Raw genomic sequence first — 13107 nt, forward strand, 5'->3', positions numbered from 1 at the left:
ATATGGTGCGTTGGTATAAAGGAAAAGTATACTAATTGGAAAAGCTGTACGATAATAACTCTAGTTTAAAGCGACTTTTTTCCAAGGAGGGGTACAGTTCCAAAAAAAGCAAAAAGTATGGACATAATAAAAACCAAGAATGTCCTATTTGAATCGTAACATGGATTCTAGAATGCCGTTTATTTCGTTCCTTTTTTGCCTTGATACGGGAATTTCCCTATCGTCTTTCATTATCACGGTGCCCCCGTCACTTTTTAGGATGCCTTTTACAAAATGGGGGTTGATCAAATGGGATTGGTGTACTCGCAGGAAGCCATAGTCCTGCAACATTTCCTCTATTTCCTTAAGTGTTCGGCAAATGAATACCTTGTTTCCGTCATCAAAGAAAAAGCTAGTGTAATTGTTGTCCGATTCGCAGCGCACAATGTCCTTGATCTCTGCAATGTGGTAGCCCCCACCCGTGGGCAAGGCGATCTTGGACAGGTCCTTCACCGTGCTCTTCAAATTGTGCCGTAACATGTCCCACTGCTCTGGATAGGTTTTTTTACGGCGTTTTTCCCAATTCGACAAAGCCTGCACTATACTTTTTTCGGTAATGGGTTTCAATAGATAATTGATGGCACTGTACTGAAACGCCCTTATGGCATATTGGTCATATGCCGTCGTAAAAATAATATCAAAGTCAATGGGCAGGATTTTGTCCAGTAGGGCAAAACCGTTCAGGTTGGGCATCTCTATGTCCAGAAACAAAAGATCTGTAGAATGGTTTTGTAGATACTCCAAGCCTTGGATGGAGTTGCAGAACGTTCCCGTAATCTTGTAGTCGGGATGCACTTTTGTTATCAGGTTTTTTAGCACGTTCACACAGTGCATTTCGTCATCGATAATAATGATATTGGCCATGGTTATTCGTTATAGGTTATGGTTATACGGGTGCCCTCTGGCACGCCTTGGTCATTTTCAAGGTCCAAAATGGTCAATTGCATTTTGGCCTCGCTGATGTGGTTGTAGAGGGACAATCGCTCTTGTGTGATGCGTGTCCCCGCGGATGGGTGTGTTTTTTTGGTTTTACCACTTTCCTTTCTACCAACGCCATTGTCCTCTATAGTGATCTTTAGTTGCTGCGAGGTGTCGAAAGTAACAGAAAGTTTTTTTTCGGGTTTGCCACTGGGATGCAGCCCATGCCAAATGGCATTTTCCACGAAAGGCTGCAACAAGAGTGGCGGTATGGTATACTGTGAGAGCGCTTCGCGGGAGTTACACTGGATAGTAAAGGAGAAATCCTCGCCCAATCGACTTTTTTCCAAGGAAAGGTAGAGTTCCAGCATCTCCAGTTCCTCCTCTACGGAAATGGTATTTTTACTGCTGTTCTGCAATATGGTGCGGAGCAGTACCGAAAAATTGTCCAGATATTGGATGGCATCCTCCTCCCGTGACAACATCACAAGGTTTTTGAGGGCATTGAGGCTGTTGAAAATGAAATGGGGGTTCATCTGGGAACGCAGGGCCAGCATTTTCATGTCGCGGAGGCGTTCGACAAAGGATCTTTTGATCTGTTCTTCCTTTTGCTTTTCCATTTCGGAATATAGTTTTATCAGTTCTTCGGTTTTTTGCTGTACCTGCTCGTCCAGTTCCTTGCGCATGTTTTCCTCCATGATCTGGTTCTGTTGCAATTGCTCGATCAATTTTTGGCTGGCCCTGTCCTTTTCCTTTTGGATGAGGAACACCTTTTCCCCAAGCGCTATGGAGAAGCAGAACACTTCGCCCAAAAGTCCTGCCTGAAAGATGATATGCTGTGCGTGCGGAAAATTGAAAATGCCATCCGGCTCCAGATGTAATTTGTTATAGTGAATATAGGAGGAAACAAAAGCACCGATAAAAAACAGGCTTTGCCCCATCACAAAGTATTTCATGAGGGGATGCTTCACTTTTAGTATAATCCAAATGAACAGGACAATATTTAGTGGCAGGACAATGAGGCGGACAATATAGGCTATCAATTCCCTATTGTTACTATATAACCCTTCATAATAGTTGAAAATGAATTTGGACAATGCATATACAAAGCAAAAAATGCCTAAACTTACCAAGGCCTTTGACAGTTGCCGACTGAACGCTTTGATTTCCAACAAATGCAGGATAAAGAAAATATAAAATCCAATAAAGGAAAACTGTATCGATTCTTTAGTTATTAAGGAAAGATAGGGTACATGGCTGCCGAGATTGCCCACCGTTGCCAGAGTGGTCTGCAAAACAACAAAGGCGTATAATATTTGAAAGACTAGGTATCCAAGATAATAGAAATAGACCTGTTTGCGCAGGCGAAACCAAAAGACCAGGACAAATATAAGGATACAGCAGAGCGAAATAAGATAGGTATAGATAAAGGCAATGGAAGGGGCTTCCCTTGTCTTCACCCTGTCCATAAAATCCAAATAGTCGGTCCTGGAATACAAGATCGGCGCATTGGAACGGCCCGTTTTGTAGTCATTGATGATACGGATATAACATAGGGACTGCTGCAAGGACAATAGTTCCAATGCTGTGAAAAAATACCATTTGGGCTCGGAACGTTCTCCCAAGGACACTAGGTAACCATTTTGGAAATGCTCGATTTCCCCATCATTTTGTAGGTACAAATCCATGTGGAAACCGCTGTAAAAGAGGTAAGTGGTAAGCGTGTCCAATGAGGTGTTTTCAAGAGGGAACTTGATCCATATCGCCGTTTCCGGGGTGGTGGCAAAAGAGGAATCATACGCTTTCCAACCATCGGTTTTCAAGATTTTCTCGAGGGACTCCTCCCGACTGCTCCGCAAAGCCTGTACTTCCGGATGGCCTACTAGGTCCACTCGGGAAGCAAGGGAATCGGCCCTGATCTGGGCAGAAAGGGAACACAGCCCCACAAGGAGAAAAACAATGACCGGGGCTATTTTTTTCATTTTTCCATGTTTGAAATCGCATCGGTACGAAAGGCCCGATTGCCAGGACCTTAAATAATCCCTCCAATATATAAAATGATTCCGTTCCCTGCGCCACAAATTAGGGTTTGACCGTTGTGAACTAGAATTTGGTACGTAAAGACTCCATTCCCGAATTCTAAGTTGAACAGGCCAAATTCTAAATCAGGGTTTTTAAGGGAGATGTGAACGGCTAAGTTTGTTTTCATTAGGTATTTCAAAGTAAACCTCAACATGAAAATCACACGATTTTACACCCTATTTTTATATATGGCGGTATTGCTCTTTGCATCATGCAGCGAGGAAACCGTCATGGGTCCCCAAGGTGAAACTGGGGCAACAGGCCCCATAGGCCCCCAAGGTATTCCCGGAAAGGATGGGGCACTCATCCTATTTGGCAATGGTACTCCCGCGGAAAGCTTTGGCAAAGACGGCGATATGTACCTGGATCAGGCGGGCAGTGAACTCTACGGGCCCAAAACCGATTCCGGTTGGGGCACACCGCTCCAATTGACAGGGCAAAAAGGCGATCAGGGCGATGCCGGGGCGCCGGGGAGCCAGTTTCTCAGTGGTGCGGTCGATCCCTCAACCGGGGAAGGGGCCGAGGGGGATTACTTCCTCAACCAAGAATCCGGAGATCTTTTTGGTCCCAAGACAGCTTCCGGATGGGGCACCCCCATCAATCTCAAGGGCACCGCCAATGTGGTGGCCAGTACTTGGATGGATTGGAAAACATGGAACGGTACGGATCCATATTTCAGAGAGGCAACATATAATGTTCCAGCGCCAATACTGAATGCCGTTGGATATACTTCATTGGGGAACATGCTTTCCGATGGAGGTGTATTCTTGGTATATTTCACTGATCCTGGGGGGTATCAGCAATTTCCAACGCCCTTTATCGGAAGTCTTGATAACTGGCAGGCATTCTGGTATGCAAGAACGGGGAACTTTAGTACTTTCTATTTTGTTGTACAATCCCTTGGGTCATCATCTCTTCCATCAATCATAATAGACTTGTACAATGGCAAAAAAATTCGCTATGTGCTCATTCCTGCCGGTACCCAGGTAACTGTTGCCAAGGGAGGGAAAAAGGAGTTTATGGATGCAAAGGAATTGCAGAAAATGGGCTATGACGAGGTCAGGGAACTATTGGGACTTTCGGATTGATCCATGTAACATGTAAAGCATCCCAGAATTACCATTATGAGGATGCAAATTTTTATCACAACGATAACATTACTAATAATTATATCTATGAAAACGACAACAAGAATCATGTATTTGTTCACCTTGGCCCTGATAGTGGGCAGTTGTTCCTCCGACGGGGAGAATGATGACCCGCAACCGCAGTATAATCTTGATGCCCTGCAGGGTAAATGGTACAGGGTAGGGGGCAACAATCCCGATGCCAACGGTATGGAAGTCACTGTCAGCAACGACCAGGGTGTACTGACCGATCCGGCGAACACCAGCTTACAGGTGGACAATATCAAATGGAAAGACATTGAGGCCACCGGGGAAACCAATTACGAACACGGTGAATTGGGCTCCGACCAGAATTATTACAGCGGGTTCATGGAAATGGGCACGGACGATACCTTGAGGATCAGCGTCAATAGCCCCGGTGCGGGCAATGTCCAAAAATGGGTCAGGACCTTTATCGCCCCCAATGTAGAATTGGACGAATGCGAACCCTACGAACCGGATGCTTTTTCCATGGCAAATGATGACCTTTGGGAGGAGGCCGGCGAAGAGGATGAGTTTCCCGGATTGCTCCCGGCATCGACGGATCCGGCTGGGGGGTATTATATCGTTACCTTGGAATCAACAGGGCCCATACCTTCCCAACCGTGGATAGAAATTTCGGTTTCTGGAGATGAGGTTCCCGTCATCAACGGTACGTCCGCTGGAACCGATACCCCCCTTAGCAGAAAAGTGGCCTTTTCGGCGCATCCGGGCATTGCCTATGACGTCATGGCAAGACCTTTTTACAATGCATCATCGCCATCGGATGTTTATCCAGAACCGTATAAAATATCATGGGAATACGTGGGCATCATGGACTGCTATGAACCTAATGACAGTTTTGATGAGGCCAAGTTTATCCCGAAGGATGAGGTCATTGAGGCCTATGCGAACAAGAACAATGAGGGTTACGGTATCCAGGAAGAACAGGATGATTATTATAAAGTGGTCCTGTTCCAACCGGCCAGGTTGCAGGTGCAATTGCTGCAAAGCCCTTCAGATGATTTCGTCGACCTCAATGTATATAGAGAAAGTGGAGGGGAGATCGTGACCACGTTGACACCCATTTCAGGTATGCCGGGCGACAAGGAAGATGGGGCGCTGTATTTTAAGACCACTAATTCCACGCTTGATGCGGGCACATATTTTGTGCGGGCACGTACGTTTATGAATGATGGCAAAACGGCCGACCTCAACCTTGGGGAACCTTTGCCGGACACTTGGACCATGCCCTATACCTTCACCGTGACCGCAGTGGATTGAAATAAAACGGAAGCATCTGCCCAATTGAAAAATAACCTTATTTTTGATTTGGCAGATGTTTTTTGTTGATCTTGACAAAAAGGTCCGTTATATGGGATGAAGCTATCAAAAACCCTTAAAAAATAAATTTATATGAGATCTTTAAGTTGTATATTATTCCTTATATTTTGTCTTGTTGTCTCCAACGTTTCGGGTTAATCCCTTTCGGGAACATTGAACGTGGAAGGATGGAACAAGATGGCCGAGTGGAAATCACAGGAACCGGTATCCCTTTTCAAAAACTTTAGGGATGGCAAGCACAAGATCCTGTTCCGGTTCAAGAACAGCTCACGGGACAGGGACATTGTGCTTTTCCAGATGAAAACGACCCTTATCCACAACGGAAAAACCAAAACGCCTTTAGATATGAAAAAGTTGTTTACACTTCTCGCATTACTGCTCTGCATATTGGGCAGTGCCCAAACCTTAACGGGAAAACTTGTCAACCCATTAAAGGGGATGAAGGGGATGGATATTGCCATCTGGCCCTTGGGTCTCGACAGGTCCATTACCATTGGACAATTAAAGGCCGATGGAACGCTGGAATTTACATTTCCTCCCAAGGAGAGCTTTCAATCCGACAATGAGGCACAACAAATGGTTGCAAACGATCTTAAATATGCTCTAGCTTTCAATTGCTTAGGACAGGAGGAAGCAGTGTATCCGGAAATTATGGCCGCTCGCATCAATCCCATTTCGCTGTGGTACAAAGGACGATATGCTGGTGTGTTGTTCCCGGTGACGAGTGAGGCTTTGATCCCCTGGTTGGAAGATGAGGCCTACAACAATCCTGAAAAGGGTACTTTCTACGAACTCATTTATTTGGCGCAGGCCACTATCTTGAACATGAAATGTACGACCACGAATCAATTTTCCGGCGATGTCGTGGAGTCCACCTATGATTACCAATTGGAATTGGAAGCCGGACTGAACTTTATTGCCTATACTATTGAAGATATCTATGAGACCGACCCAAAGATAACCTCTTTTAAACCAAGTAGGGTCACGGTCAAGAATATCCAGGAAGGTTTGGATGGTATTCAATGGTTTGCCAAATATTTTTAAGGGAGGTTTCCGTTTATTGGTTTCTCTACGTTATACGGCTGGGGAGCAATGGAAAAGTCCCAATCGGACTGGCAGGTTTCCGTATGTACACGAAGCCAAAGGTTTTTGTTTTGTAATTCTTTTCTAAATTTAATTGCTCAAAATCATTTAATTCCCCTTTGTGGTGTAATCGACTTTATTTAAGTCCTTCTTTTTATTCTTGGTCTAAAGTTGTTTGTCCGTCATTGTGATGTTGATTAATTCAATTCTATCGATCCTATATGCCTTCTGTTTCGATTCTATAGATTGTTTACTTTAAACTTCTCAGAAAACTTATGAATTCTGAATCGCTATAATCGGCCATACCCTTATGGGTCAGTGCCAAGTTTCCATCGGCATCTATGATATAAGTGGTAGGTATAGCGGAGGAATTGTATATTATGGGCAAACTACTTGCAGGTGCATAAATGGGTAAATTATAGCCTTTACGTTTGTCAAATTTTTTGGCCGTTTCAAAATTTTTATCCATCGATAGCATTACAAAGGCCACTTGGTCGCCCATTGTTTCATGTAACTTGGCAATACTGGGCATTTCCGCAATACAGGGCGGACACCAGGTAGCCCATAAATTCATAAAGATGACCTTGCCCTTTAAATCTTCCAAGGAGGTGATGTTGCCTTCCTTATCAATTAATTTCAGGTTGAAATCTGCCTTGGTGGGATTTGGCGTAGTTGCCGTTTCATTATGGGTTGCAAGGTTTCTTTCTTCGGCTATTTTTTCCACATTGGGGTTCATTATGCCCGTGGCCAGAAGACCGCGTTGTGCAAAGCCAATAAGCTCGGTATGCATACCCGTTGTGTACAATATTATCGCTACTACCGCAAAAATGCCGTACTGTATCCAATTTTTCTTTTGTTTCTTATCCATAATTTTATTTTTTTATTGAAACTTATAATCTGTCCTTGGTACTGTTGAAAAGGAATATTTGCCCAAATACTCACAATAGGCCCGGCCTTCCATAGTTGGTGATACGGGCGAATTTTTAGTAAGGTATTCCTCCACTACCTCATGAATGGTATAATTTTTTACTTCTACATCCTTTACATTGGGCATTCTACAAAGATTGTCCATTGGGTCTCCAGGGCGAACACAGGCAGAAATGGTATAGAACTGTCCGTCTTGCATGGGTAGGCCATTTACAGTGATTTTTGAAATTCGTTGGCCTTTTTCATTTTGACTGTTGAAATTGACTTTCATCCCGGAAAATCGGATCAACCAGCCGCCAAAACGTTCGTTGGGATTTTCAGAGAACGTATTGTGCATTTCTTTTTCCAACCAATTTTTAATCTGTTTTCCCGTAGCTTTTCCAGTTTTTACTTTTTCGTTTACCGGAAGTAGGTTCCATAGATTTGCCCTAGTTATGGGTGCAGGCTTTCCGTTTTCGGGCACAATGGGGTTGCCGAACCGAAATCCGTTGGAAATGGCAATATCTACCCCCGTTTTCCATCGGGCGGCATCGGTAATCATATTGTCCATTGGGTTTTCAACGGTCAAATATCTATACATAGGGGTATTGGTATGGCCAATCACGGTTTCAAGATGTTGTTCGTAAGGTTTCTTTGCCTGGTCCACCAAGGATTTTATCTCGGGATCGGCCGGAAAAACTTCCGGATCTACATCTATCAATTCATAATCATCGGCCACCAATTTCCCATCAACAAAATGTAAGCTCAATTTGCCTACGAAAGACCCAAAAGCACCAGGTTCCGTCACCTTGGCATATTTTCCCTGAATGGGTTTTCGTATACGTTCATGCGTGTCATTGCCAAGGATATAGTCAACATTTTCGGCAATGGGGTTATTGGATAGTGCTACCTGCTTGAAAATGCCGATATGGGTCACCAAAAAAAGAACATCTATTTTTTCCTTTACCTTGATATCATCAACTGTTTTTTTTAATTTTTCGTCAAGTCCGCTAAATGTAATGCCTTCACTAAAAATAGGGTTCTGCCTGATGGGCACATCTGGATCGTTGATGCCAATGAAGCCAAGTCGTATGCCTTCAATTTCCTTGACCCAATAGGTAGGAAACAGAGGTTTCTGGGAAGGATCGTGATACATATTTTGTGCAATAATTTGGGTGCCATAGCCTTCCATAACATCCATCATGATCTGCTTTCCATAGACGACTTCCCAATTTCCGGGGATGATGACATCGTACTTCATTTCTTTTACAATTTCCGTCATGACGGATCCTTCCGAAAGTGCCGTATAGCCGCTGCCCTGAATTAAGTCTCCACCATCAACGATAATGGTCCTGTTTGGATTTTTTTTGCGCTCCTGGTCAAAAATAGTTTTGATGTTTGCCATTCCGCCACGGTTTTTAAACACCACTTTTTCATTTTCCCAAAACAGTTCGGGGTGGGTATCGAGCTGACCGTGTATATCCGCAGTCTGTAATACCGTGATGCTCAAGGTGTCCTTTTTAGATGTTTTTTGTGTCATTTCTTTTATTTTGTCAGATTTACAGCTGCTAAATACTATGGGTGCCAGCAGAAGTAACGCAATACTCTTTGATTTAAGGTATTTCATATTTTCCGGCTTAAAGAGTTATACTTTTATATCCTTTTTTCTGAAGCTGAAAATTATATAGAATTCCATTTTCAACGGTAATTATTTCTTTAGGAACCCTGGATTTATCAACCTTGAATTTGTTTAAAGAGAATCCGCATGCTATTATCTGCACTCCAGCAGCATTTGCCTTGGATACGAAATCACTCATTTTTTCGGGAGATGTAATATCACCGATTTGTTTTCCACAGATGATGACCTCAAACTTCCCAAAGTTGGCGCCATCTTCCTGTTTTAAAGCCTTGGCAGTTAAAATAATAGGCTGTAGCTGTGCAACGTTTTTGGTCAATACTACGTAATTGTTTACGGTTGTAGAATTTTTATCCTGTGCGTGTATGGACTGTGCGAAAAATGTCAGGAAAAATACGGTTGCTTTGATGAATATCGTTTTCATGATTTTTATTTTATAGTGTTATTATCAAAATTGTTCAGTACAAAAAACAACAAGGCGCCCAGTATGGCCATGTTTTTAAACAAAGGCCCCAAGGTGTTTATTTGTCCTATCTGTACGGTTAGGGTAATGGGGATTAAAACGGCTATCAATGCAAGGGCCGCCCATTTGGTCTTATACCCTATTAAAAAACTAAAACCGGCAATAAGCATAACGATGCCCGAGGCTATTACCAACCAACTGGGATCCCCAAAATAATACGCAATCCCTTTAAAGTTGGCTTGTTCTATTCTAGCTACTGTTTCTTGCGTATTTAATATATGTCCAAAACCGGCCACTAAAAATATACCGCTGGCAAGAACCCGCAAAAGCTGTATAGAACGACGGTTGACTAAAATTTTTGTCGTCATAAAAGATAAATTAAAATGATGTTTGTGATCGTGGGGTGTTTGTGAGTAATAGTCCATCCAACCTTATTTCTATATGAAAAAGGGACAATTAAGGAAACACCGACCTTAAATTTTATACCATGGGGTTATACCAAACGTGGTGGCGGAGAGTCGTTATCAATATATAGATAACTTAATTTTGAAGTAAGGTGTTCATTGAAAACCGTAGTGGATTTTAAAACAACTATTTCCCAGGAGAAAGGTGCCAATTGAAATTGTGTACTACAAAAGCCGTTTAAGGTGATCACTTGCGATGCTTGTAAAGCTGCCTGGGAAAATACTACATTTTGCTTTGTGTGTTTTAGTAATTTTTCTTTTTTACAATGCGGATTTTGGAAAGATATATCACTTCCGCTGAACAGAAGGTTCAGTCCATTTGCATCTATGGCAGCAAATTTTGCCAAAAAGATGAAGGTAAGAAATACCGCTATGTACGTTTTGGTTTTCAAAGTCGATACAAAAATACGGCTAAGGCTTCGTTCTGTATGTAACAGTTGTTACTTAACAGTATTAAAAATATATTAAATGGAAAAATATACGTTCTTGGTCTTTGCTACAATTAGTCATGATCCAGGATCTGTAAATGGAACATAGCATATAAAAAACCCTGTAAATGGCAACATTTACAGGGTTTTGGTTGAATTTGATATTCAAACTGTACTCGAGGTGGGAGTAATCTAAAACTTATCTTACGCCATATTTTTAGGAACTTCCAATACTAGGTTGTGGAGTGCGGCCGGATGCCTCACCTTTAACAAAAGTATAGTATTCGAATAAGGATTTTTTGGATGTTTTTGGTGGAAATTGGCAAAGGGTCCGGGTTGTTTTTTCATTAATTTGAGGATACGGAACCACGGTCTACAAATCCTTATCATAACTTAATCTCCCATGGATCCTGATTCGATGTAATAGTGTTCCAATGGAAAAGGGTCAATTAAAATCGAAGTAGGGACGCATTGTGCCTATATTCGGTTGTAATATTGATTTCTTTTGTTTGTTTAAATATCACAATTCGATTAAATGAACGTTTTTTGTTTAAGCGTTTTCATTATATTTGGCTAATTCCCTATTCCATAGACTTTCTTTGCTCATTTACCTCATGATGGAATTAAGTTCTGTAAATCAATAACTTAACCACAAGTCTGCATGAAGTTATTGGCAGGATAGTTGGAAAATATTTGTAGAATTATTTTTTTAGGTTTTACAAACATAATTTTGAAAAGTAACGCAGAGGTTTTCTTTAAAGTAAAGAAAGATTTCAGGTATTAGGCATATGGATATCAAAGACCAGAAGAAAGATTGTTCCGAAAAATTGGAAATAATCTATTGGAATAAGTTAAGATGCGGTGACACTTCTGCGCTAGGAGCTTTGTATGACAGGTTTGTAGATGTTTTATTTTTCCATGGCATGGGAAAAGATCACAATAGAGATTATGTCATGGACTGTATTCATGATTTATTTTTCGATTTATATAAATACAGGTCCAAGTTATCCGATACTGATAATGTGGAATATTATTTGAAAAAATCCTTGAATAGGAAAATTAATAGGCAGTATAAGAAGAAAGACATGCCATTTGAAATTGAGAGTAACTTACTTAAGAAAAGTCTGGTCAAAAATTACACTGATTCCTATGAAGATGATTTAATTCGAGAAGAGGGGATGGCCGAAAGGTCACTTAAACTGCATGAAGCTATTGATACCTTGACACCAAAACAAAAGAAGGGGCTATACCTTAGATTTGACCAGGAGCGGACCTATGAGGAAATAGCGGATATAATGGACACATCCATTGAATCGGCAAGAACTACCGTTTATAGGGCCCTTAAAACCTTAAGGAAGTATCCTTTTTCACTGGGGATATTTATCAAAATCATTTTTTTTTAAATATTTTTTTATCAATACTGTCTATAAAAGGATAAATAATTGCTTATAGTATTGTAGGGGTTACTTTTTATTGTGGAAATTGCCCTAAAACCAATACAAGTGAGAAAAGAAAATTCAATACCTAATGGTTCCGATCAGTTAACAGATTCGGAAAGAGTAGAATTAAGAGCCCGTATTTTTAAGTCGGTCCATTCCTTTAAAAGAAGGAGACGCGGTGTTAGGTATGCCACAGGTATGGCCATGGCCGCTTCCTTGGCTATTATCGTCGGCCTGGTATACCTAAGGGAAGATCCAGCTGTTTCTATTTCCGATTTTGCAAGAAGCTCTGCCGCCAAGGACGGCAAGGGACCTGACAAGGTTGTGCTGGTGCTGGACTCGGGAGAGAACGTAACGTTGGACGAGGAAACAGCCAGGATAAACTATTCAACTACAGGAGAGCGGGTGGATATCGGAAATAACCAAGCTATAGCCCAGCAAGTTTCCAAGGAAAAGGAAATGGTCTACAATACGCTGATCGTGCCCTACGGAAAAAGGTCGGAAGTACAACTTTCGGATGGCACCAGGGTATGGCTCAATTCCGGTTCCAGGTTGGTATACCCTGCCGTTTTCGCACCTGATAAACGCGAGGTGTACTTGGACGGAGAGGCTATATTCGAGGTGGCCCACAATAGCGAGCGCCCCTTTATGGTGCTTTCTGAGGGCCAGGAGATAGAGGTGCTGGGAACGGTATTCAACGTGAGCAACTATCTGGACGAGGGATCTATAAATACAGTTCTTAAAAGTGGGAGTATACGCATAAGTTATGGGGAAGGCTCTATCCTATCGGGAAGGGACCAGTTACAGATCCTGCCCGGGACTATGGCCAGCTATGATCGGGATATCAAGAACATGAGTTCCAAGGCAGTGGACGTGGAGCAATATTTTTCGTGGAGGGACGGGGTACTGATCTTTAAGAACGATGACCTGAGGTATATAATAAAGCGACTTTCGCGCTATTATAACGTGGAGATAAATATCGCCGAGGGAGCCAGTGGTGAAGGAACCTTTTCCGGTTACCTGGACCTGAAGGAGGATATAGAAAAAGTGATCGAAACCATAAGGGAGGCAACAGACCTGGAATATGAACGTGTAGACGAAAATAAAATAACAATAACCATCTAAACCGAAAAGCAAATGAGAAAAACCTGAACTTCAAA

12 protein-coding genes are annotated in these 13107 nt (G+C 42.2%); 5 read left to right on the forward strand and 7 right to left on the reverse strand.

Annotation, left to right across the window (positions count from 1 at the left end; all coding sequences use genetic code 11):
• Positions 1-144 precede the first annotated feature (144 nt).
• Positions 145-903, reverse strand: a complete 759-nt coding sequence (locus tag D0S24_RS01730) for a LytTR family DNA-binding domain-containing protein (RefSeq protein WP_117018132.1) — start codon at positions 901-903, stop codon at positions 145-147.
• Positions 904-905: 2 nt separating this feature from the next.
• Positions 906-2939 (reverse strand): histidine kinase, encoded by a 2034-nt coding sequence (locus tag D0S24_RS01735; protein WP_117018133.1) that lies wholly within the window; start codon positions 2937-2939, stop codon positions 906-908.
• A gap of 252 nt (positions 2940-3191) precedes the next feature.
• On the opposite strand from D0S24_RS01735, the gene D0S24_RS01745 reads away from it, so the two are divergent.
• From D0S24_RS01745 to D0S24_RS01755, 3 genes are all read left to right on the forward strand, one after another.
• The gene (locus tag D0S24_RS01745) at positions 3192-4127 is read left to right on the forward strand and encodes a hypothetical protein (protein WP_117018135.1); all 936 of its coding nucleotides are present in this window, start codon (positions 3192-3194) and stop codon (positions 4125-4127) included.
• Between the two features lie 87 nt (positions 4128-4214).
• Positions 4215-5468, forward strand: a complete 1254-nt coding sequence (locus D0S24_RS01750; protein WP_147321416.1) for a hypothetical protein — start codon at positions 4215-4217, stop codon at positions 5466-5468.
• A gap of 213 nt (positions 5469-5681) precedes the next feature.
• Complete coding sequence (locus D0S24_RS01755) at positions 5682-6572, forward strand: hypothetical protein (protein WP_251795678.1); 891 nt, start codon at positions 5682-5684, stop codon at positions 6570-6572.
• 289 nt (positions 6573-6861) lie between these two features.
• On the opposite strand, the gene D0S24_RS01760 is transcribed toward D0S24_RS01755, so the two are convergent.
• The 5 genes from D0S24_RS01760 to D0S24_RS01780 all read right to left on the reverse strand — a co-directional run bounded on the left by D0S24_RS01760 (position 6862) and on the right by D0S24_RS01780 (position 10472).
• Positions 6862-7479, reverse strand: a complete 618-nt coding sequence (locus D0S24_RS01760) for a TlpA disulfide reductase family protein (RefSeq protein WP_117018137.1) — start codon at positions 7477-7479, stop codon at positions 6862-6864.
• A 12-nt stretch (positions 7480-7491) separates the two neighbouring features.
• Positions 7492-9144 (reverse strand): bifunctional UDP-sugar hydrolase/5'-nucleotidase, encoded by a 1653-nt coding sequence (locus tag D0S24_RS01765; protein ID WP_117018138.1) that lies wholly within the window; start codon positions 9142-9144, stop codon positions 7492-7494.
• A 10-nt stretch (positions 9145-9154) separates the two neighbouring features.
• Positions 9155-9577, reverse strand: a complete 423-nt coding sequence (locus D0S24_RS01770; RefSeq protein WP_117018139.1) for a sulfur reduction protein DsrE — start codon at positions 9575-9577, stop codon at positions 9155-9157.
• 5 nt (positions 9578-9582) lie between these two features.
• Positions 9583-9984 carry a DoxX family protein gene (locus tag D0S24_RS01775; RefSeq protein WP_117018140.1) on the reverse strand — a complete coding sequence of 134 codons (402 nt, stop codon included), beginning with the start codon at positions 9982-9984 and terminating at the stop codon, positions 9583-9585.
• A 125-nt stretch (positions 9985-10109) separates the two neighbouring features.
• Complete coding sequence (locus D0S24_RS01780; RefSeq protein ID WP_251795680.1) at positions 10110-10472, reverse strand: hypothetical protein; 363 nt, start codon at positions 10470-10472, stop codon at positions 10110-10112.
• Positions 10473-11296: 824 nt separating this feature from the next.
• Here D0S24_RS01780 and D0S24_RS01785 point away from each other — a divergent pair.
• Both D0S24_RS01785 and D0S24_RS01790 read left to right on the forward strand, forming a co-directional pair.
• Entirely contained in the window at positions 11297-11911 is a 615-nt protein-coding gene (locus tag D0S24_RS01785) for an RNA polymerase sigma factor (protein ID WP_117018142.1), read from the forward strand.
• A 99-nt stretch (positions 11912-12010) separates the two neighbouring features.
• Positions 12011-13072 carry a FecR family protein gene (locus D0S24_RS01790; RefSeq protein WP_147321417.1) on the forward strand — a complete coding sequence of 354 codons (1062 nt, stop codon included), beginning with the start codon at positions 12011-12013 and terminating at the stop codon, positions 13070-13072.
• Positions 13073-13107: the final 35 nt, after the last annotated feature.

The organism is Arenibacter sp. P308M17, assembly GCF_003426735.1.
Classification (GTDB): domain Bacteria; phylum Bacteroidota; class Bacteroidia; order Flavobacteriales; family Flavobacteriaceae; genus Arenibacter.